This is a genomic window from Arthrobacter sp. 2MCAF14, assembly GCF_052115645.1.
Taxonomy (GTDB): Bacteria; Actinomycetota; Actinomycetes; order Actinomycetales; family Micrococcaceae; genus Arthrobacter.
Genome location: NZ_JBFRHB010000003.1, coordinates 119,957 through 141,930, shown reverse-complemented (window position 1 = coordinate 141,930; position 21,974 = coordinate 119,957). Strand labels below are relative to the sequence as shown.

Genomic DNA, 21,974 nt, shown 5'->3' with positions numbered 1-21,974 from the left:
CCTTACGCTGTAGGCTTTCCCGTCCGTTGGTTCAAGATGCGAGGGTGATCTTCCAACCTGCGGGATCCAAGACTTTTGCCGGTTTGTAGTCGGCCGCGACGTTGAGGATGATTTCATCCAAGGTGGTCTTCGGCTCGAAGCCAACAAGCCCGAAGGACTTGCTGTTGTCCGGAACCCGCCGGCGCATGTCCTCGTAGCCTTCCGAGTACGCCTGTTCATAAGGCACCAAGGTGATGGTGCTGCCGCTCCCAAGGAGTTCAACAATCCTCTCGGCCAACGTCAGGATGGAAATCTCGTAGCTACCACCGAGGTTGTACGCATTTCCGTAGGCAAGCGGTTCCTCGGAAATACGGACGATGGCGGGAACGATGTCGCCGACGTAGGAAAAGCACCTGGTCTGGTGGCCGTCTCCGTATACAGTCAGGGGCTCACCGACGAGCGCCTGCCGCACAAGTCGCGGAACAACCATTCCGTAGCGGCCCGTCTGCCGCGGGCCCACCGTGTTGAAGAGCCGCACGATGGCAACCGGCAAACCGAATTGGCGCCAGTATGCGTGGGCAAATGCTTCGTCAATACCCTTGGCCGCAGCGTACGTCCACCGGGATTTGAGCGCGGATCCCAGGATGCGGTCCGCTTCCTCCGAGAGGCTGTCCGAGGTGTTCTTGCCGTAGATCTCGCTTGTGGATGCCAGCAACAGCGAGGCACCTGATTCCAGGACCGAGTCCAGGACCACTTCGGTGCCGTGGATATTCGTGCGGAGGCTCTCCAACGGGTGGTCGACAATCAGATTCACGCCAACCGCGGCGGCCAGGTGGAAGACCCTGTCTGTACCCGCAACCACCTTGTCCACTGCGTCACGATCGAGGATCGTACCCTCGATGAAGTGGAAGTTCCTGTGGCCGATGACGCCTTTGAGGTTCTCCAAGCGTCCGGTCGACAAGTTGTCCAGCACGGCGACTTCGTCCCCGGCCGCCAACAAGTACTCAACAAGGTGGCTTCCTATGAACCCGGCACCACCGGTTATTGCTGTTTTCATTACTCCTGCTTCCGTCGAAAACCTGGTGGATCTAGAGCCGGGTTACGTTGTCGGCCTTGGGCAAGCGGTACGTCGTGTCCAGGACTGCTGGTGCTCCGGCCAGCCAGTCAAGTTCCATCTGGCTGTGCCTCGTGTGCAGGATCACCAGGTCCGCAGCCCAGTCGGCAGGCGATTGCTCGGATTGGAGTGTCCCGCCGTGACCGTCGGGCACCGTCTCGCACCAAGGATCGAAGAATGCCACTTCCGCTCCGTCGGCAATCAAGGCGGCAATGATTTCCAACGCCGGGGATTCCCGGAGATCTTCGACGTCGGGCTTGTATGCGACCCCGAGCACCATGACGCGGGCACCGGCAATACCGTGGTTGCGGTCCGACAGGATACGGCGGGCCTTCTCCACCACCTGGTGCGGCCTGCCTGCGATCCCGGCCATCGCTTGCTCGATCACCGGGGCCGTCAATCGGGCCTTGCGCAATTGCCACAGCAGGTAGTGCGGGTCGCACGGTATGCAGTGTCCGCCGACTCCGGGACCGGGGGTGAACGCCATGAAGCCATACGGCTTCGTGGAGGCCGCATCGATGACGTCCATGACTTCCATGTTGAGTTCGTGGCAGATATCAGCAAATTCGTTGGCCAAAGCGATATTGACGGCCCTGAAAGTGTTCTCCACCAGCTTGGTCATTTCGGCGACATCCGCAGACGGCACAACGTGAACCAGTTTGGTGCTGGCGCTCAGGAGCCGTTCGGCAACTTCGCCGCAGGCCGGAGTCACGCCGCCAACTACCCGGGGCACGTCCTCGTGGGAGAACGAATCCACGCCAGGATTGATGCGCTCGGGCGAGAAGGCCACGAACACGTCACGTCCTGGAATGAGTCCCCTCGCAGCCAAGGGCAGAGCCAGAAGGTCGCGCGTGGATCCCACGTAGGTTGTAGAGGTCAGCATCAGCAACTGGCCGGTGGTAGCGAAATCGACCACCGAAGCACAGGCCGCCCGGAGAATACCGAGGTCCGGGACCAAGTACTCGTCCACGGGGGTGGGAACGCAGACAACCACCGCCGCCGCGCGGGCAAGCAACGACAAGTCGCTGCTAAGCATGAAGGTCGGATCCAGCAGCGCGTTGCTGAGCCGCTCCTTGTCGGAGTCCAGAAGATCTGCACGTTGCTCGCGGATCACGGCCAGACGGGCGTCGGATACGTCGAGGCCGAGAACACGCCGACCGGAGGCGTTGATCGCCAGGGCCGTGGGCAGGCCGACATAGCCCATTCCTACGATCGCCACGTCGAAAGTAAAAGCCTGGTCCTGTGTGGTTGTCCGTGTTCCCGCGCCCTCAGACCAAGCTGGTGCCTGCGTGTGTAAGGATTGCGGGCTCCCACCCGGCTGTGCATTGAGGGTCTTTACTTTCGTGTTCGGTGCCATGGTCAGTCGACCTCCCGGTGCCTGTTGTCTCCAATGTGGAAGAAAGCCGGCGGCGAAGCGGGATGTGCCCTGGTCTCAGAGGGCACATGACCGCCCGCCGCCGGCTCGATTGTTGGGGTACCCGCCGGATGGGGGAGACCGGTCGCATTGGAGTTGACTTCTCGCCGGATCACCGGGAGGTTTTCCTGTTGCATAGAATTCTTCCTGCGCTTCATCTCGAGACTCACTTATCCCCAAATGAGTGGCGGTTGCCATCAAGAAAAGCGTATTAACGAACCCCTAGGGCGGGCGCGAGTGGGCTCTACCCGTCTTTGGATACGCGGTCCCTTCCGAGGCTTTTGACTACCCGTCCGGGCGCTTTTAACCACTCGATTCAGTACTCGCTTTTAGGCCTCGCGCCTTTTGCGTGCCTTTTGCTGGAGCGCACGACGGCGGAAGGCGGCTTCCGGGAAGCGGTCACCCCATCGCAGTGGGCATATGGGTCGCGCGTGCGATCAGCCCACGCCCTGCATGCCGTGGCCACCGTTCATCAAGTCTTCCCGGTGGCTGATGCCAAGCTTCGCAAACATTCGGTACAAGTGACCTTCAACGGTGCGCAACGACAGGCCCAAGCTAAGCGCAATGTCCTTGTTGCTCGATCCGGACTGCACGAGCGTTGCGATTTCCTGTTCGCGCCGGGTCAGCTTCTGGAGATCCGGGGAGACTCCTTCAACCGCCGGGCCGGCCTTGTCGAGAGCAGCCGTTCGGCGCTTAAGGAGCCGCTGTCCCTCGAGCTGGCGCGCCTTATCTCCCCTGCTCTCCAGGATCCGCAGGGCGTGGCTCGCGCAGTCAGCGGCGGCAAGCTCCAGCCCGTCCCTGGCTGCCGAATCACTCAGCTCAATGAGGCGATCCGCGTCCTTGTGCGTGAGGGCAAGCCCGACGCTCAAGGCGAACTCCGCAGTGCGGCCTTCGCTGCCCTCGGCTACTGCTATCAGCCGACGCGCCACACCGGGGTCTCCCAGCCTCAGGACCAACATCAGGATGTCTATCTCCGCGCCGATGGCTCCGTCCGCGGCCGCGGAATCCGCAAGGGACATGAGTCTCGCGATCGCTGTTTGCGTTCCGGTATGCTCGGCTCGCGCTACTGCCGCATGACCCTGTGCAAGCAGCGACGGATGCAAGCCTTCCCGGATCAATGCGTCGTATTCGTTTGAGTACGTCATTGCAGTGTCCCGGCGTTTCAGGATCGACGCCGCGTACGCGGCGGCAGCAACGGCGTCGGGCAGGTCGCTTCCCATGTCGGAGACACGCAGCATGCTGACCGCCTGGCGAAGCCGTGGCAGCGCCACCCCCAGGTCTCCCCGGCGCAGGTCCACCATTCCCGCAGCCAGGTGGAACATCCCGCCTGCATAGATCAGGGAGTTCGGTGCCTGGGAAACATGGTTCTTGAGGAACGTTTCCAGGACGCCGAACTCGCCTGCCTGTTGCAAGGCCAGGATGTAGCGGCGCATCACCATTCCTGCGTACTGGAGGCTCCAGTCGCCGCTCGTGGCGACCATCTCCTGTATCTCCATCAGAATCTGGATGGCGGAAACCGGCCGTCCAGTGACAGCCATGGCCTCTGCGAGGAGGGTGCCCGCGACGAGGCGGGACTCGTCGTCGTCCGCTTCTTTCCAGATCTGGCGGAGCTCACGCTCCGTCTCGATGTAGTGGCCTTCGGTTTGGCGGCCTTCCAGCGAAAGGAGCCTGCTTCCCAGCTTTCCGCGTTCCAGCTCATCAGTGCCGATGCCCTGACGGGATTCGGCGAGCCTGGCCAGGGCTGCTTCCCATTCGTACGCGGCCTGTTTGATGGCGTTCGGCCCGACGCCTTGTCGCCCGGCAAGCTGGGCCGCCAACATCGATGCCTGCCGGACCGTCCGCGGATCATTTGTCCGATCCACGACCCCCGCAAGCGACGACACCGCTCCCCGGATGTCGCCCCGGTACCATTTGGCCCGCGCCACCTCCACTTGGGCCGCCAGCCTCAGGGAAGGATCCTTGATTGCGCCGGCTACCCGTTCCACGTAGCTGGGGATGAACAACCGGTTGGCCAGCTGGGCCGCTTCCAGGATGTCGGAGTCCGGAATCTCGGTGCCAGATTCCAATCCCCAGGAGACGTAGCGCAGCAGTCCGTCCATGGTCTGGGGCTTGGACTCCATGAGGTTCACGATGCGCCGCCGGATGGTCATGCTGTGGGCGGTCGGGACCAGTTGGCGAATCACTTCGCCAACCAGCGGCTGGGCAAGCCGGACATGCCGCTCGCGGTCGGACGCGATCTCGATGAAATGCAGTTCCTGCAGTTCGTCCACGGCGCTGGAGTCGCTGGCCTGTTGCACGACATTCAGCGGGACGGGCTCCGCCAGTGCCACGGTCTCCAGGGTCTCACGCTGCGCGGCTCCCAGCATCAGGATCTGGTTCCGGACAAGGTCCATCAAACGCACGCTGGTCCCCCGGAGCTCGCCCGAAAGCATCCAGGCGTCGTTGCGGCAGACCAATTGGCCCAACGATTTGGCGTGCTCGATGAGTTCCAGGAGGAACATCGGGTTTCCGCCGGAGTACTTGCAAAGGACGGCGCTGGTGCCTTGGACGACGGGCGCATCCAAGGCCTGGGCGCAAAGTTGGTTGACTTCCTGCTCGTTGAGCGGCTGCAGGTCGAATCGGTCCACGAGCCCTTCGGACCACATCGAGAAAACCTCTGCCGGCGGCGCGGGATACGGACGGCACAAGAACACGACTTTTGCCGCTTCCGCTGCCGCCAACTGTGCCAGGACAGCGACGCTGCTGTCATCGATGTGATGTGCGTCCTCCACGATCAGCACGGCTGGGGCCGGATGCGGCTGTCCTGCCGGGTTCAACGCCGCGACTACGGCCCTCAGGACCGACAACGGTTCGTTGATCTGGCTTGGGGTCAAGGCCGTCAGCAAGGGTGCCAAGGCAGCAAACGGTACCGAGGCCAGGGTGGGGCCGGCAAAGACCCTGAACGGGCGGACGCGTTGCCCCAATTCATGGACCACTTCGTTAATCAGTGCTGTCTTGCCGATGCCCGCGTCACCGAAAAGCAGGACCCCGGGTCCATTGACGTCAAGAAGGCAGTCGACGACGGCTGCCATCACGTTATATCGTCCGACGAGCGCATCGGCCGCAACCACTTCAGTCATTTCGCACCACCTTCGACGTTTCCAAGCGCGAAGCTCAGCTCGGAGCGTTCAACGATTTTCAGCTTGCCGAAGATCTGGTACAGGTGCCCCTCCACCGTGCGAACTGAAACATGGAGCTTCGCAGCGATACCTTTATTGCTCTCCCGGTTCGCCGCCAGCTTGGCGATCTCCATCTCGCGGGCAGTCAGCTTCAACCCCTCTTGGTTGCCGCTTTGCGGGGTGCGCAAGCGCTGCCGGCACGTCTCCGCGAGTTGCCGCGCCTTCCTGAGGGCCGTCTTGTCCAGCTGAACCTGGTCCAGGTGCAACACGGTCTCAGCGATATCGAAGGCGAACCTGTCGTTCTGCATGTCTTCGGCCAACCGTGCCGCCTCAAGAAGAAGCTCTGCGCTTCTGGACATCGTCGCCCGCGCATACGCAACGCACAGTTCGGCGAATCGCCCCTGGCACCGGAGTGCCGAGTCCAACAACCGTGGAGCCGCTGCAACTGCGCCAAGCCGAACCGCTGAACTGAGGCAAAAGATCTCGTGACCGGGGGCACCTTCGTCCCGGTCGGCGTCGGCCAAGCGGAGGAGCTCCTCGACGGCGGCCTCCGGTCCGTCGACCCGGTCCCGGGCCAACGCCGCGAGGTACCTCTTCGTCCGCTCCTTGCGCCACGTCGGCCGGCGCGGCTGGGTGGAAGCTTCCTTCAGATAGCGCAGGGCCTGCTCCTGCCCACCTTGCAAGGCCGAGGCGTAGGCCGCCGCCGTGCAGGCGACATCCAGCATGCCTTCGTTGTCCTGGACCCGCAACTGGCTTATCACCGGAATGAGCGCGTCCAAACCGTCCTGGCCCCGCCCTTGCAGGCACCGGAAGATCGCTTTGGGAAGATCGATCGCCGTGGGCAGTGCCTCGGCCGCGGAAACCAAGAGGTCATCGCCGGGTTGGACCATTTCCGCCTCTTTATCCCACCGTCCTGCAAGGACGAAGGCGAACCGGAGCCGCGACGTGGCGCGCCGGGCTGCGGCGACCGAAACAGCGGGATCATGGCAGTCAGCCATCAGCTGTTCCGCCATGTCCGCCGCCTCGGATTGCCGTCCCGTCAGGGCCCACGCCTCGCACAGCCAGCTTCCGGCAAGGAGGCGGAATTCGGTGCCGTGCGATTCAAAGTCTTGAAGGACCTCTTCCAGTCTTGCTGCCATCTCGACGTAGGAACCCGAATAGCTGGCTGCCTGCGATTCGGACAGGACAAGTTCCTCGCGCAAGGCGGCGATGTCCTGTCCTTCGCCGACTTCTTCTTCGAGCCGGTGGCGGACGCGGGCCAGCGTTTCGCACCCTTGCGCCGTAGTTTCGGGAAGGGCCAGAAGAACCGCGGCCTCGGCCAGCTTGAGCCGGACCCATTCGGCAAGGGTGGATTCATCCCCGGGTTCATCCAAATGAAGACTCAGCAGGTCCCTGGCCCCGGCGACGTCACCCAGGGTCATCATCGCCCGGGCTTCCTCGGCTAATGCCCCAGGCATCGTCGCGTGGCCTGGAATAGACCGGACCAGGCGCAGGGCCAGCCGCGCATCAAGCTGCCGGTTCGCGATCGCGGCAGCTTCAAGCGCTTCTTCCCTTCCCAGCTTGGCTCCGCAGTCCAAGGCCCACGCGGCCATGGATAGCAGCATCGAGCGTTGGCCAAGGTCCGGATTCATCGACCTAAGGAGCAGGCCCCGGAGTTCGTTGCTGCGGCCAGGGGGAACGTTCGCCCGGACCACGTCACCCACCAGCTGGCTTTGGAGCCGGGCCATCCTGGGCAGCGAATCGTCGACGACGAGGACGCTCCTCTTTTCCAAGGAGTCCACATCGTCCGCCGGGGCGAGTGCCAGCAGGGATTCCAGGGGCACGGCCCTTGCCAGCGAAAGGATCTCCAGGACTTTGCGCTCACCGTCGCCCATTCGCCCAAGCCGCGTGGTGATGAGGTCGGTGATCGCCCTGCCGTGCTGTTCGCTCCGGGAAGTCAGGACCCAGACACCGTCGCTTTTCAGTAGCGAACCGGATTCGGCGAGCTCCGCCGCGAGCATCTTGAGGTAGTGGGGGTTGCCTCCGCTTGCTGTCCAGAGGGCATGGGCGCCGGACGCAGAGACCTGTGCTCCCAGTCCGGCCTCGAGCCAAGCGTGCGATTCCTGGAATGTCAGTGGTTTGAGGTCTATCCGGTGCAGGAACCCATCACCGCAAAGCCGCGTGATCTCGCCGCAGAGGCGCTGCGGGTCGGTGCAGGTGAGGACAAGCTGAGCAGTGCCGTTCCTCGCGAGTTGGGCCACTGTCATCGCCGCCAACTCATCAAGCTCGGCCGCGTTTTCTATGACCAGGTATACCGGCTTTCCCTCGGAGCGCTCACGGAGCAAATTGGTGAGCGCCGACAGCACCAGGACGGGATGCGCCAGGTATCCAGGGTCAAGGTCGCTCAAAAGGATATTGAGGGCGCCGTACGGTGATCTCGCCAACGCTGCGCTGCCCCGGATGACGACGACGAAAGAGCGCCCGCGTAGTTCGTTCACCGCGCGAGTAGTCAAGTAGCTCTTGCCGCTCCCCGACGGGCCCGTAACAAGGACACCACCTTTGGAAGCTGCCAGCGCAACGGCTATGTCTTCAACAGCGGCCCTAGGTCCAATCGGCGGCCAGGCCGTCGAAATTGCCGATTTGCCTCCGGTTCCATCAGGCGAGGACGGAGCCGAAGATGCGTCGAATGCCTGGTACCGGGATCCGCTCCCGGACCGAACGGCATGGACCGTAGATGCACTGCCTGCTGTCAACATGAGCGAGACCCCCAGTGATCGAGTGGTGACACCCCCCAATTAACCAGCTAGCCGTCGGGCCCACACCAGTAGTGAGTACTCGACTTTCATACTGCCGGATACTCGTATGCGGGTGTGAGTACCTTTTCCCCGGGTGGCAGGTACTCGTCACTGGCAGTGGGGCCCGTTCGAAGTCGAGAGTGCACTACTAGTGCCCTGCGGTCATTCCCGGCTTCAGCTTGTACTCGACGCTCCCTGCGCGACGGCGGCGGCCCCTGCAAGTTCGTCCCTGCCGGTGATCCCCAATTTCGAATAACAACGGTACAGATGCCCTTCGACGGTCCGGACCGAGATAAGTAACGTGTCCGCAATCTGCCGGTCGCTGAGGCCCTGAACCGCCAGATTGACAATGTCCCATTCCCTCCTTGTCAGCTTCGGAACTACCGACTCGTTCTGTGTCTCCTCGCTGCCCTGGCCTAGTTCTTCGTTGCAGCGCGCCAGCCCCGCGCGCGCAACGGCACTGAGCTCTTTGGTGCGGCCGCGATCCGGTGCTGCCAACGCCAAACCATAAGCCTTCGCGGCAAGATGGTAGACGGTGGCCGCCTGTAGCTTCTCCCCTGCGGATAGATACCGGGCAGCCCCCCCGAATTTAAGTGCCCGCCCATATTCGGCGAGCGCTTGTGCCCACTCGCCCTCCGTTGCAGCCGCGGTTTCACAAAAGCGGTCCAGCCTGCTGAGATCGCCCAGGCCAAGCGCAAGCTCCAGGGCATGAAGTTCAAGGTACGTGGCGTTTTCCTTCGCCGCGTAGTCAGCGTTGCGGTGCAACCCTTCCACGCCGGAACCGTCGGCGTGGAGGAGTTCAAGCGCGGCGTCGAAAAAACTGTTTGCCTGTGCCGCGAGAAGGTGGGTGCTGTGTTGTCCCCAGTCCTTGTAGTCCGCCCGGAACCGTTCGGCTTCAGTCAACCCGGCGCCGGCTGCGGCGTAGAAAGCCATGGCGGCACACAGTCCGAAGAGATTCTGCGGATCGCTGTCCCTCAAGGCTTCGAGTCCCGCAGTCAGCAAGGGCAAGGCGTCGCCGGACTTTCCCTGCCTGATGGCAATGTACCCGGCCACCACGTAGGCCGCGCCGCCGAAGGTCGCCATCGAGACACCCGACGATTCGTAGTACCTGTCGAGGAGCGTTTGTGCGTCGGCCCAGTCACCTACAGCCAGTGCGCAAATGACGAGGCGGGCAGAAATGAATTCGGGGATGAAGAAGACATCGTTCTCCTGGGGCTGCGCCAAGCCGGCAGCCTCGAGAACCAACAGCCTTGCCTGCCGCCCGTGGCCGAGGGCGCAAAGCATTTCTGCCTTCAGGGCCAGCGCCAGGGCCCTGAATAGGGGGGCCAAAGAGCCTTCCACGGTTCCCGACTGAAGGAGCACGTGCTCCAGTTCGGGGCCCATCCTCTTGTAGTCGCCGTCCACGGAGCCGGCAAGCAGCCCGATCACGGTGACGGCGAGCGTCACCGAGGCTTTCGCGTCCGGCGTCCGCTGGCCCTCGATGCCTGGCTGCTGTTCGCCCCATTCGCGGAGGACCTCGGCCTCTGCCCGTATCACGGAAGCGGACTGCCCGACGGCGGCAAGTGTGACCGCGCGGAGAACGCTGCTGGATACGACGTGGGAGGGTCCGGCAGTGCCATCCACTGTTTCTTGGGTCAAGGCTGCCGCAGCCTCGTCCCGGCGGCCGAGATTGAAGTACGAGCGAGCGATAACCGCCTGAGCAACCGATTGCCATTGCATGTCCTGTACCGCGCCCGCCATGCGCAGTGCCGTCTCGCTCTGCAGTAATCTCGCCGAAAGCACCGCCGCCCGGATCAAAAGACGATCCGGTACGTCCGCTCCGCAGTCGAGTGACCACGTCACCATCCGCAACAAGGAATCCGGGTTGTCCTCCAAAACATCCATCCGGGAGATCAACTGCCGATGCAGTTGGAGGCTCTGCGCGGCCGGAACGATGCTTCTAAGCACTTCTCCGTAGACCGGATTGACGAGTCGAAGGTTTGGCAACCCATTGCCCCCGGGCTTGATTAAATGCTGGTCCACGAGCTCTTGGACGGCCGTTTCTCCGGCCACAACGTTAATCAACGTCTCGTCCACCGGTTCTGCCAATGCGATCAAACTCAACGCTTCCCTGCCCGCGGCCGAAATGCGCATCAGCTGAAGTTTGACAACAGCTTCCAGCTTTACCGTGTGGACCGGTGTCGCGGCTGTTTTGAGCCAAACGCCGTGCCTCTGGACGAGGGTACCCGAGCTCTCGGCTTCGCGGACAAGGGTCTTCAAAAGAAGGGTGTTGCCGCCCGCCTCGGTCCAGAACCCATGGCTTGTGCTGTTCAGGACGATTCCCCCCAGCAATGCCTCGCACAGTTCGTGGCCTTGCTCAGCGGTCAAAGGCTCCAGGTCAAACCACTCGGCAGTCCCCTCGTGCCACAAGCGCAAGAGCGGCCCGGGAACTCCCGGCCGTGGAATGCATGCGGCCACGATTTTGGCCCATCCTGCCTGGACAAGCTCGGTCAGCATCGCGCATGTGGCATCGTCAAGGTAGTGCGCGTCATCGACGAGCAGCAAAGCTGGTCCGGTACCTACGCGGACGCCCTCAAGATGATCCCAGAGTGAGCGAAGCACGGCGACCCGGGAGGATATGTCGGCAAGTGAAAGATGGGCAAGAAAAGGAGCCAGTACCCCGTACGGGACCGCGGTCAGTGACGGACTTCCGTGAATCGGGACAACCGCACGTTCCCCGTCAAAGGCGCTTCCCAGTTGGGCCAGGAGAGATGACGCGCCGAGACCGGAATCGCCCACGATGAAGACGGCCGAACAGTCATCCGCACGGATGGCAGCTGTAATTCCAGGAAGCAAATGCCCATAGTCGAGCCACGGTTCGGGCGGCCTTGTACCGCGTTCTCCGACATGACCATGCACCGCCGCAGCGTTGTCATGACTGCGCGGTTCCTTCAAGCTCGCTCCTCGATGAGATTCCCATTTTCGTGAAGATTTGGTAGAGGTGGCCTTCGACTGTGCGCACGGAAACTTGCAACTGGTTGGCTACCTCTTTGTTACTCAACCCTTGACTGGCCATCTTTGCAACCTGACGCTCCCTTTCCGTCAGTTCGGGTCCGAAAGTGTGTGGTGTCAGGGGTAGTACCGGCACGGTCCCGACCAAGCGGTCCAGCCGCTGTTGTGCCAGCCTGGCGGACGCTGAATCGCCGGCTTCCCGGGCGATGTCCAAGGCCAGGACGGCACAGCGGGACTCTACCGCATCCAATTTCAGTTCCTGGGCAACCGAAGCAGCAAGAAGCAGCGTCTTCGGGTCCTTCTTGCGGGTTCCCTCCGCCACCATCCGGTTCACTGCGGCCATCTTGCCCTGGCGGCGGGATGAGACCTGCTCCAGGAGCAGCAGCTCCTCTTCGGTGCCGTGCACGGTGGCGCCGAAGAGGCTGATTGACGCCGTGGTGATCCGTCCCCTCGCCAAATCCCGGTTGGCCGACTCGATGAGACTTTGCTTCGCCCCGGGATCCTTCAGCCAGCGTCTTGCCATCTTGACGCAGAATTCGGCCATCCAGGCGGGGAACCAGGCTGTTTCCCCTTGTCCCTTTTCCGCCAATTCGAGAAAAGTCCGGGATTCCTTCACGTCTCCGGCCTGGGCGTACGCAAAAGCGAGCGCGGAGTAGGCCAATGCTGGTCCATAGTAGTTGCGCCTGATCTCCAACTGCGCCTGGGCCCCCAGCAGGGTGTCGATCGCCACTGTTGCCCGTCCGGCATAGGTGTAGGAAACGCCAAGGGCAAGTTCTGCGGCACCGCCAAGGTAGTGGATGTTCTTTGGTTGCTGATCGAGGGTTGCCGTCAGCATCCGGGCGAGTTCTTCCCACTGTCCGCTGCATAGGAGTGCGGCAAACAAGCCTTCGGACAACCAGTTATGCAACCGCGGCCTTGCCTTTGCGCGCTGAATCTTGTGCCTCAGCTCGCGCGCCAGCTCGATCGCCTCCATTTCCCTGCCTAGTACTGCCCAGGCCATGGTCAGCAGGCTCCCGCAGCTCAGCCTTTGCTGAAGATCAACGCCATCCCGGTACTCCTGCTCCAAGGCTTCGGCAACTTCGGCATACTCGCCCTGATGGACGTGGAGCTCGAAACCCGCGAGCCTCAGCATCCCGCACGCCCGTTCGATTTCAGTGGCATCGGCTCCGGCTTCCTGCGATCGGCGGGAAAGATCCTCCCCCGCCTCAGCGATGAGGCCCGGGATCTGGAGGTGCCCGCCTGGAATCCACAGCAGCGCACTGCAGAGCTCCTGCACATAGTCCGCATAGTCATACGCCGGGAGGCGCCGAAGCTGCTCGGGCGCCACATCCTTCAATGCGGCCACCGCGGCCTCGTGCTCGGCCAGAATGACGTGGGAAACGCATCGTTGCTGGGCGGCAGCCACCCATTCCTTGTCCTCGCGTCCGATCTGCCGGGCGCATTCCAAGGCGAACCAAGGATCGAATTGCCTGTTCGCTGCCGTCGCAGCCGCGAGGGCCACCCCGGGTTCAAGGGTTTCGCGGACGTTCAGCGTCGAAGAGGCAAAGCCCAGGAGCGCCTCGGCATCCAGGTCCCGTGTAATGCTGCCGATCACCCCGGCGGCGAGCCGCCGCAGTTCATTCCTCCGTGGCAGGTCCATCCAGCCCCGAATGACCTCCCCCATGTACTCGTCGCGCAGCGCCACCCGGCGGGCCCCTGACGCTTCGATGCGGAGGTAGCCGGACCACTCCATCTCGGCAACCACTTCAGGTTCCAGGACGTCCAACAACACGGCGAGTGGGGCCGTTCGAATGAGGGCAAGTAGCTCCAGCGCTTCCCGGACCGCAGGGCTCTCCCTGGCCAGGCGCGAGCGGACCAGATCGGTCAGGACTTCGGCGGATGAAAGGTGGATTTCGCCCTTCATCGCCCAAACCTGCCCGGCCAGGTGCAGGTTGCCTGAGCGGAGCTGTTCAGTGACGATGGCTTGGAGCACCAGGGGATTTCCACCGCTGGACGCGTGCAAAGCGCTTGCAGCCGTAGCGGTCACCCGTTTCCCAAGGACGCCGCTGAGCAATTTGGCAACTTCCGCGCGGGAAAAGACCTGAAGTTCAACCTCGTCCAGGAGGCCGTCTTTCAACAGCCTGACCAGATCTTCGGGCATGTCTGTGGCTTGGCGGACAGTGACGAGGACCTTTGCTGTCCCACTGATTAGTAAGTGCACGAGAAGTGCTGTGCTCATGGTATCCAAAGCGGGAAGTTCCGAAAGGATCAACAGCACTTCGCGTCCCGCGGCGTCCGAACTTATCAAATGCGAGATGCCGTGGATAATCGCGCCAGGGGAATCTGCGGCATCGATTGGCAGCCTCGCGAGCAGATGGGCCAAGGCCCCAAACGGAGTGGTGACGTCCGTGGAGCCGTGCAGGTGCAGTACGTGGGTCCTTGGAGTGAGGCGGGCCTCTACCGAACGGGCAAAAGTCGCTTTGCCCACGCCCGGGGCGCCAACCACCACCACTCCATACAAAGACGGGTCGCCGAGCGCTTCAATAACCGTGTTCTGAAGATCCTGCCGGACCAGCGACGACCATTTTCGACGCTCTGCAGCGCCCAGTGCTTGCCGCTCCGTTGAGGGTCGCTCTGTTTCAGATTCCGGTGTTGCTCGCAATTTAGATCACGCTACCTTCGCAGCTCTGGCGGACGTGACGTTCAGCGGGTCGTTTGCTTTTGTATTTCCTCTTCACCCCCAGCAGTGATTTGCAAAGTATCATAGCGATCGGCGCGAATCAATTAGTCAGCCGACGAACCATCAGAGTACTTGTTAACCATTGAAATGAGTGCGCATGGGGCCCCGCCGCTAGGCCTTGACGGGGTGGAACTTTTGCTGGGCGGCAATCAAACCCTCAGTCATCAATACCTCAACAGCGTCCGCTGCTTCATCCAGGAGGAACGGCAGCTCTTTCCTCTCTGAGGGTGCAAAATCCCTGAGGACATAGTCCGCGGTGTCCATCCTCCCGGGTGGTCTGCCGACCCCCACGCGAACCCGCAAGTAGTCCTTTGTAGCCAAAGCCTTGGAAATATCGCGCAGGCCGTTGTGCCCGCCTTCCCCGCCGCCGATCTTCAATCTAACCGTATTGAAGGGAATATCAATTTCGTCGTGGACAGCAATAACGTGATCCGGAGCGATGTCGAAGAACCTGGCGAGGCCGGAAACGGGTCCTCCGGAAACATTCATATAGCTCATCGGTTTCGCCAGTACTACGCGGGGCCCCCCGATTCCTAGCCTGCCCTCGACCACCTGGGCCCGGGCCTTGTGGGCTTTGAAGCTTCCGCCCATCCGCGAGGCAAGTTCGTCCAGGACCATTTGGCCGACATTGTGGCGGTTGTGGCTGTATTCGGCACCGGGATTGCCAAGGCCTACGATCAGCCAAGTGTCTGTCATGGAGTCATCCTAGGGAATCAAGAGGGTGGAATGAAAAAGAAGTGGCCGGGACCCCTCGGGGACCCGGCCACTCACAAAGGCTAATGCCTCGATTAGTCCGAAAGACTACTCAGCAGCAGGAGCTGCCTCTTCCTCGGCTTCCGAGGTGGCCTCCGAGATGTGGATGACGAGCGTCTCCGGATCGGTGAGCAGCTCCGAGCCAGTCGGCAGGACGATGTCCGAAGCGTGGACGTGCTCGCCGGCCTTGCGGCCTTCGATGCTGATTTCGACAAAGGTCGGCAGGTGGGTGGCCTCGGCTTCGAGGGAAACCGTGGTGGCTTCCTGGTTGGCGACAGCGCCAATGGCAGCTTCCCCGATAACGTGGACGGCCACGTCAACGGTAACCTTCTCGCCCTTGCGGACGGTCAGCAGGTCGATGTGCTCGATGATCTGCTTGATCGGGTCGCGCTGGATGTCCTTCACGAGAGCCAGGTGCTCTTCGCCGTTGACGTCCAAGGCCAACAGTGCGTTGGAGACGCGGACGGCCAAGGTGGTGGCACGGCCCGGCAGGTTGATGTGGAGGGGCTCAGCGCCGTGGCCGTAGATGACGGCCGGGATCTGGCCGGCCGCACGGGCGCGGCGGGCGAAACCCTTGCCGAATTCGGTGCGCAGTTCTGCTGCGAGCTTCTGCTCAGACATGTGTACTCCTTGATTACTGTGGCGCCGGCAAATTGCCGGCAAGTCGATCAGCAAGGGCGGAGGTCTGTGGTGACCTTCCACGCCCGGCAGAGTACCAGCCGCTGAGCAGCAGGTTCAGTCCGCCTTCGTTGAAGGAGATTCAGACCCAGTCGATAACGGAGACCCGCAATCCGGTTTTAACCCGGATGTGCTCTCCCTCGCCAAGGTATCCCCAAGAGTTTAGCAGCCGCGTCCCGCCAAAGGGAAAACGGCCCCGACCCGACCCAACTCACTGGCAGTAGTTGTCGTTTTGAGGGCCGAGAACGACAACTACTGCCAGTCAGTTGGGTGGGGGACTACGCGTTGCCGTCGAAGAGGCTGGTGACGGAACCGTCGTCGAACACTTCGCGGATGGCGCGTGCGATCAAGGGTGCGATCGACAGCACCGTGAGCTGCGGGAAGCGCTTGTCGGCCGGAATCGGCAAGGTGTTGGTGACGACAACCTCGCGGGCACCGGAATCGGCCAGGCGCTGCGCCGCCGGCTCGGAGAACACTGCGTGGGTGCACGCTATGATGACGTCCTTGGCACCGGCGTTCTTGAGGACCTGGACAGCGCCGGAGATCGTTCCACCGGTGTCGATCATGTCGTCGATCAGGACGCAGGTGCGGCCTTCGATCTGCCCGACGACAGTCTTCGAGACAGCCTGGTTCGGGACCGTGAGGTCGCGGCTCTTGTGGACGAACGCCAACGGCGCGCCGCCCAGGCGCTCGGCCCACTGTTCCGCGACGCGGACACGGCCGGTGTCCGGCGAGACGACAGTGATGTTGTCGGCTTCGACCCTGGTGCGGATGTAGTCGGCAAGCAGCGGGATGGCCATGAGGTGATCCACGGGGCCGTCAAAGAACCCCTGGATCTGGGACGTGTGCAGGTCCACGGACATGATGCGGTCCGCGCCGGCGGTCTTGTAGAGGTCTGCCACCAAGCGGGCGGAGATCGGCTCGCGGCCGCGGCCCTTCTTGTCCTGCCGGGCGTAGGGGTAGAACGGCGAAACAACCGTGATCCGCTTCGCCGAGGCGCGTTTCAGGGAATCGATCATGATCAACTGCTCCATGAGCCAGTTGTTCAGCGGGGCCGGGTGCGCCTGGATGACGAAGGCGTCCGTGCCACGGACGCTCTCCGCTGAGCGCACATAGATCTCCCCGTTCGCGAAGTCGTAGGCGTCGATAGGCAGGAGTTCGGTTTCCAACTCCTTGGCGATTTCCTGCGCCAGCTCGGGGTGCGCCCGTCCGGCGGCGAGAACTAGTTTCTTCTCGCCGTGTGCGGTAATTTCGCTCATGCCTGTGTGCCCTCTTCTGTGGTTGCCGGAGTACTTGAGGAATCGGGGGTGGCAGTGGAGCCATGCGCGGCTTGCGCAGCCTGCGCCAGCTGGGCCGAGTTGCTGCCCTGCCGGTTGGCGATGACCCAGCCTTCTGCGTTGCGCTGGGGAGCGACACTCAAGGTGAGGGCTCCGGCGGGAACGTCTTTGCGGATGATTGCGCCGGCACCGCTGTACGCGCCGTCACCAATCGTTACCGGGGCAACGAAGACGGTGTTGGAACCGGTCCGTACGCCGGAGCCGATCACCGTACGGTGCTTCTTCTCGCCGTCGTAGTTGGCCGTGATGTTGCCGCAGCCGATGTTGGTGTCCTCGCCGATCTCGGCATCGCCCGCATAGCCGAGGTGGGACAGCTTCGAACCGCGGCCGATCGTCACGTTCTTCGTTTCGTAGAAAGCGCCGATCTTGCCGGTCTCCCCGAGGACTGTGCCGGGGCGCAGGTAGGTGAACGGGCCCACGCTTGCCCTGGCGCCAATGGTGGATCCGGAACCGTGGGTGCGGGTCACCTTCGCGCCTTCGCCCACCGAAACGTCGGTGAGGGTCGTGTCGGGCCCGACGACGGCGTCGCGCGCCACGGTTGTCGTGCCGTGGAGCTGTGTGTTGGGCAGGAGGCGGACGTCCTCGTCCAAGGTGACGGTGGAATCGATCCACGTGGTGGCCGGGTCAACCACCGTGACGCCGGCACGCATCCAGGCCTCGATGATGCGGCGGTTGTGCTCGGCACCGAGCGCGGCGAGCTGGATACGGTCGTTGGCGCCCTCGACCTGCCAGCGGTCTGCGGTGACGACGGCGGAAACCCGGCCTCCGGCGTCGCGCGCCAATTCGAGAACGTCCGTGAGGTACTTTTCTTGCTGGATGTTCTCAGTGGTCACTTTGCGCAGCTGCTCGCGAAGAACTTTTGCGTCAAAAGCGTAGATGCCGGAGTTGACCTCGCGGATGGAGCGCTCGGCGTCGCTGGCGTCTTTGTGTTCGCGGATGCCCAGCACGGTGCCGTCCTCGGCACGAAGGATGCGGCCATAGCCATTGGCATCGTCGAGAACCGCAGTCAGGACCGTCACCGCATTGCCCTCGGATTCATGCGTGGCGACAAGCTCGGAGAGTAGGGAACCGGTCAGCAAAGGCACATCGCCATACGTGACCACTACCGTGCCAGTGAGTTCGGCCTTCGCGTCCAAGGCGTCAAGGGCTACCTCCACCGCGCGTCCGGTTCCCGGAACATCGTCCTGGTCCACGATGACGGCGTCGGGATCGATCAGTGCAATGTGCGCCGCGACGAGGTCGCGTTCGTGGCGCACCACCAAGGCCAGCTGCCGGGGATCGATGGAGCGGGCCGCGAGGATGGCGTGCGCCACCATCGAGCGTCCGCCGATTTCGTGAAGGATTTTGGGAGTCCGCGACTTCATCCGTGTACCGGCTCCGGCAGCTAGGACAATTACAGCGGCGGGGCCAGTAGTATCGGGGCTCACGAAGTCGCTCTCCTTGCTCGGTTACGTCCGGGCGAACCCGGCTGCGGCATCTGCTCTATCCTACTCTTGCCGATTCACAGCCTTCCGTGCAGCCAGTGGACAGCTTCGGGAGAGACGGTGCCTTCAGAGGCGGCGCCGGCAGACCACCGACAAGTTCCGCCCATAGGATTCGAACCTATACTCCACGGCTCCAAAGGCCGGGGTGCTGCCATTACACCAGAGCGGACCGTGCGCACGTGGCCCTTGCGGACGCAAGGTCCTCGGGCTTCCCGATTGACCGGGTCGCACACACAAGAATCTAGTTTGCCATGACCATTGCGGTGTTCGCGACTTGGTGCATTCTTGAGTCCTTTTCAGCGGCACTGACAAGCCCTCGCGAGGCCGCTGCACGCTTGACATGAGGCATGATGGATGCGTGAGCAACAGCACAGGACTTCCCCGGCAAACGACGGGTTCCAGGGTGATCAACCACGCACCCGCAGCCCAGGTTGTCCGTGCCCGGATGACAGGCTCCCAACGCCGCTCCCAGCTCATCGAAATTGGCCGGGGCCTCTTCGCCGCCCGCGGCCTGGACGCTACGACCATCGACGAAATCGCAGCGGCCGCAGGCGTGTCCAAGCCCGTGATCTACGAGCACTTCGGCTCGAAGGAAGGCCTCTACACGCAGGTTGTGGAGTTCGAATTCCGGATCCTCCTCGACGCCATCAACGAGTCCCTCGCCGCCGAAGCCAAACCGCGCGTCCTCGTTGAACAGGCGGCCCTTGCCTTGCTCGGCTACATCGAAGAGCGAAGCGACGGCTTCCGGATCCTCATGCGCGACGCCCCGCCCTCCCAACCCGAAGGCGCCTTCTCCGCCCTGCTGTCCCACGTGGCGGATCGCGTGGAAAACCTGCTCGCCGAAGAATTCTCCCGGCGCGGATTCAGCGCAGCAGACGGCGCCATGTACGCCCAGATGCTCGTGGGCATGGTGGCCATGACCGGCCAATGGTGGTTGGACCACCGCGAGCCCGACAAGCGCGCAGTAGCCGCCCACCTGGTCAACCTGGCATGGAACGGCCTGACGGGCCTGCAAAAAGAGCCGGAGCTGCGGAGCGAGGGCTAGGGGCTCGGGGTGCCTTGGCTGGTTCACCTCTGTCGCCTTTGCAGTTGGCGTTGCGTCCGTGCTCGCCTTCGCGGCGCAACGGCCCTTTCGCACGTTTCCATGGTCGCCTTCGCGGCGCAACGGCCCTTCGCCGTCGCTTAGACACGAGGCAAATGGGCACCTGCGGTCGCTGAGCGACCTCCAGTGCCCGATGCCTCGCGATGCGCTCCTACCCGAAGGCCCGCAGCACCGCTCTTGCCTGCATTCCGTTCAGGATTCACCCTATGCGCGCCTCGACTTCCGACACCGACGAGCCCGCCGACACGCAGAATCCCTGTCGACACCGGAATCCGCGCATCGGTTTTCTCGATCTTTGTCGCGGGCAAATTTGGGTGTCGGTTCGCTCGTTCGCGACGACCTACCGTCTCCCTTGTGCCTCGAGGTCCACGGCCCCCACCCATCTCACCGCTGGCGGACGACGCCGGAAGTCCGCCGCCTCGCGAGGTGACTTTCCCCGCCGGAGGCGGTTCTTCCGAAAGGAGCGCATCGCGGCCCTTCGTGGGCCGGAGGTCGCTCAGCGACCGCAGGCCCACACATGGGCCGTGTCTAAGCGACGCGGAAGGGCCGGCTCCGGCACCCAAGGTACCCGGCGCCAGGGTCGCGCAACAGCGGGCGCCGGCCGACAGAGCCTACTCCCCCAGGATCTCGGCCGCCTCGAGCCATTCGAGCTCCAGGCCTTCTTTTTCTTCGAGGAGTTCCTGGAGCTTGGTGTTCAGTTCGCCGAGGGCGTCGAAGTCGCCGGATTGGGACTTGGCCGCCATTTGGACGTGGAGCTTCTCTTCTTGTTGGGCGATCTTGCCCAGCTGCCGGTCGATCCGGTTCAGGTCCTTCCGGGCTTCACGCTTCTCTGCTTCGCTCGGACCGGAGGCGGCCGCACTCGAGCCGCTTGCCGCCGTCGGCCTGGCGCTACCGCTCGACGCGCCGCCGGTCACCGCACCGCTCGCGAGCGCGGCTTCGCGCAATTCGAGGTACTGGTCCACGCCGCCCGGAAGTCCGCGCAGCTTGCCATCGCCCAAGAGTGCCATTTGGGAATCCGTGACGCGTTCCAGCAGGTAGCGGTCGTGGCTGACAACGACCAGCGTGCCGGGCCAGCCGTCAAGGACGTCTTCAACGGCGGCCAGGGTGTCGGTATCGAGGTCGTTGGTGGGTTCGTCGAGCATCAAGACGTTCGGTTCGCCCACAAGCAGGCGCAAAAGCTGCAGGCGGCGCCGTTCGCCACCGGAAAGGTCGGTGACGGGCGTCCACTGCTTTTCCTTCGTGAACCCGAGCTGCTCCACGAGCTGGCCGGCCGTGAACTCCTTGCCGCCAACGCTGAAGGAGCGTTTCTCACGTTCGATGACCTCGATGACACGAAGGTCGGACACATCGTCGAGCTCCTTCACGTCCTGGCTGAGCACCGCCGTGACAACGGTCTTGCCGCGCTTGACCTTTCCGGAACTCGGCGTGATCTCGCCGTTGAGCAGCCGCAGCAGTGTGGACTTTCCGGCACCGTTGACGCCCACCAGCCCGAGCCGCTGCCCGGGCGCCAAGCGCAAGGTAACGTCGTCGAAGAGCTTCCGGCCGGCGTCGTCGCCCTTGAAGTCGAGGGAGACACCTTCAAGGTCCAGCACGTCCTTGCCGAGCCGGGCGGTTGCCATCTTGCTGAGGGCCACCGAGTCGCGCGGATCAGGAACATCGGCGATCAGCTCGTTGGCGGCTTCGATGCGGAACTTCGGCTTCGAGGTTCGCGCCGGGGCGCCCCTGCGCAGCCACGCCAGCTCCTTCTTGACCAGTTGTTGCCGTTTGCTCTCGACGACGGATGCGCTCCGGTCGCGCTCGGCGCGGGCCAACACGTAGGCCGCGTAGCCGCCGTCGAACGGGTCCACCATGGCGTCGTGAACTTCCCACGTCCGGTTGCAGACTTCGTCCAGGAACCAACGGTCGTGCGTCACCACAAGGAACGCGCCCTGGTTGGCCCTCCATCGGGTCTTCAAGTGCCGGGAGAGCCAGGCGACCCCTTCCACGTCGAGGTGGTTGGTGGGCTCGTCGAGCATGATCACGTCGTGGTCCTCGATGAGCAGCTTGGCCAAGGCGACCCTACGCTTTTGTCCGCCGGAGAGGGCATGCACGTTGGCGTGCCAATCGACGTCGGCCACGAGGCCGCCCATGATCTCGCGGATTTTGGGGTTCGCGGCCCATTCATGGTCGGCTTGGTCGCCGACAATCGCGGCCCCCACGGTGAGGTCGCCGTCGAGCACGTCGGACTGGTCGAGGTAGCCGACATTGACGTCGCCGCGTTTGGTGACGCGGCCGGAATCCGGCGTCGATCGCAATGCCAGCAAGCGCATCAGCGTGGATTTGCCGTCGCCGTTGCGCCCGACCATGCCGATCCTGTCGCCGTCCTCCAAACCAAGGGTTACGCCGTCGAGGATGGTGCGGGTTGCGAACGAAACGGTGAGGTTTTCACCGCCGAGCAGGTGGGCCACTGGTACTACTTTCTGATGTGAACA

The 21,974-nt window shown here is 63.1% G+C and carries 12 protein-coding genes and 1 tRNA gene; 1 reads left to right on the top strand and 12 read right to left on the bottom strand.

Going from position 1 to position 21,974, the window contains the following annotated elements; translation table 11 throughout:
* Nucleotides 1-31: 31 nt before the first annotated feature.
* The 11 genes from AB4074_RS04240 to AB4074_RS04190 all read right to left on the bottom strand — a co-directional run bounded on the left by AB4074_RS04240 (nt 32) and on the right by AB4074_RS04190 (nt 18,570).
* Nucleotides 32-1,036, bottom strand: coding sequence for a dTDP-glucose 4,6-dehydratase (locus AB4074_RS04240; RefSeq protein WP_441412245.1), 1,005 nt, complete (start codon nt 1,034-1,036; stop codon nt 32-34).
* Nucleotides 1,037-1,067: 31 nt separating this feature from the next.
* Nucleotides 1,068-2,312: a nucleotide sugar dehydrogenase gene (locus AB4074_RS04235; protein WP_441412244.1), complete on the bottom strand. Its 1,245-nt coding sequence runs from the start codon at nt 2,310-2,312 to the stop codon at nt 1,068-1,070.
* A 632-nt stretch (nt 2,313-2,944) separates the two neighbouring features.
* Complete coding sequence (locus AB4074_RS04230) at nt 2,945-5,626, bottom strand: LuxR C-terminal-related transcriptional regulator (RefSeq protein ID WP_441412243.1); 2,682 nt, start codon at nt 5,624-5,626, stop codon at nt 2,945-2,947.
* Entirely contained in the window at nt 5,623-8,400 is a 2,778-nt protein-coding gene (locus tag AB4074_RS04225; RefSeq protein ID WP_441412242.1) for a LuxR C-terminal-related transcriptional regulator, read from the bottom strand. The genes AB4074_RS04230 and AB4074_RS04225 overlap by 4 nt, the downstream gene beginning before the upstream one ends.
* A 213-nt stretch (nt 8,401-8,613) precedes the next feature.
* Complete coding sequence (locus AB4074_RS04220) at nt 8,614-11,373, bottom strand: LuxR C-terminal-related transcriptional regulator (protein ID WP_441412241.1); 2,760 nt, start codon at nt 11,371-11,373, stop codon at nt 8,614-8,616.
* On the bottom strand, nt 11,351-13,915 hold the full coding sequence (locus AB4074_RS04215) for a LuxR C-terminal-related transcriptional regulator (RefSeq protein ID WP_441412240.1): 2,565 nt from the start codon (nt 13,913-13,915) through the stop codon (nt 11,351-11,353). Before AB4074_RS04215 ends, AB4074_RS04220 begins: the two co-directional genes overlap by 23 nt.
* Nucleotides 13,916-14,260: 345 nt before the next feature.
* Nucleotides 14,261-14,845 carry an aminoacyl-tRNA hydrolase gene (pth, locus tag AB4074_RS04210; RefSeq protein WP_441412239.1) on the bottom strand — a complete coding sequence of 195 codons (585 nt, stop codon included), beginning with the start codon at nt 14,843-14,845 and terminating at the stop codon, nt 14,261-14,263.
* 105 nt (nt 14,846-14,950) lie between these two features.
* Nucleotides 14,951-15,523, bottom strand: a complete 573-nt coding sequence (locus tag AB4074_RS04205) for a 50S ribosomal protein L25/general stress protein Ctc (protein ID WP_345449601.1) — start codon at nt 15,521-15,523, stop codon at nt 14,951-14,953.
* A 335-nt stretch (nt 15,524-15,858) separates the two neighbouring features.
* Nucleotides 15,859-16,839: a ribose-phosphate diphosphokinase gene (locus tag AB4074_RS04200; RefSeq protein WP_028266439.1), complete on the bottom strand. Its 981-nt coding sequence runs from the start codon at nt 16,837-16,839 to the stop codon at nt 15,859-15,861.
* The gene (glmU, locus tag AB4074_RS04195; RefSeq protein WP_441412238.1) at nt 16,836-18,344 is read right to left on the bottom strand and encodes a bifunctional UDP-N-acetylglucosamine diphosphorylase/glucosamine-1-phosphate N-acetyltransferase GlmU; all 1,509 of its coding nucleotides are present in this window, start codon (nt 18,342-18,344) and stop codon (nt 16,836-16,838) included. The genes AB4074_RS04200 and glmU overlap by 4 nt, the downstream gene beginning before the upstream one ends.
* Nucleotides 18,345-18,498: 154 nt before the next feature.
* Nucleotides 18,499-18,570 (bottom strand) — tRNA-Gln (locus AB4074_RS04190).
* A 189-nt stretch (nt 18,571-18,759) separates the two neighbouring features.
* On the opposite strand from AB4074_RS04190, the gene AB4074_RS04185 reads away from it, so the two are divergent.
* Nucleotides 18,760-19,446 (top strand): TetR/AcrR family transcriptional regulator, encoded by a 687-nt coding sequence (locus tag AB4074_RS04185; protein WP_441412237.1) that lies wholly within the window; start codon nt 18,760-18,762, stop codon nt 19,444-19,446.
* 668 nt (nt 19,447-20,114) lie between these two features.
* On the opposite strand, the gene AB4074_RS04180 is transcribed toward AB4074_RS04185, so the two are convergent.
* Nucleotides 20,115-21,950: an ABC-F family ATP-binding cassette domain-containing protein gene (locus tag AB4074_RS04180; RefSeq protein WP_441412236.1), complete on the bottom strand. Its 1,836-nt coding sequence runs from the start codon at nt 21,948-21,950 to the stop codon at nt 20,115-20,117.
* Between the last annotated feature and the right edge of the window lie 24 nt (nt 21,951-21,974).

Coding starts and splice junctions, on each gene's coding strand:
- AB4074_RS04240 (WP_441412245.1), bottom strand. CDS start 1,036: ATGAAAACAGCAATAACCGGTGGTGCCGGGTTCATAGGAAGCCACCTT.
- AB4074_RS04230 (WP_441412243.1), bottom strand. CDS start 5,626: ATGACTGAAGTGGTTGCGGCCGATGCGCTCGTCGGACGATATAACGTG.
- AB4074_RS04225 (WP_441412242.1), bottom strand. CDS start 8,400: ATGTTGACAGCAGGCAGTGCATCTACGGTCCATGCCGTTCGGTCCGGG.
- pth (WP_441412239.1), bottom strand. CDS start 14,845: ATGACAGACACTTGGCTGATCGTAGGCCTTGGCAATCCCGGTGCCGAA.
- AB4074_RS04205 (WP_345449601.1), bottom strand. CDS start 15,523: ATGTCTGAGCAGAAGCTCGCAGCAGAACTGCGCACCGAATTCGGCAAG.
- AB4074_RS04200 (WP_028266439.1), bottom strand. CDS start 16,839: ATGAGCGAAATTACCGCACACGGCGAGAAGAAACTAGTTCTCGCCGCC.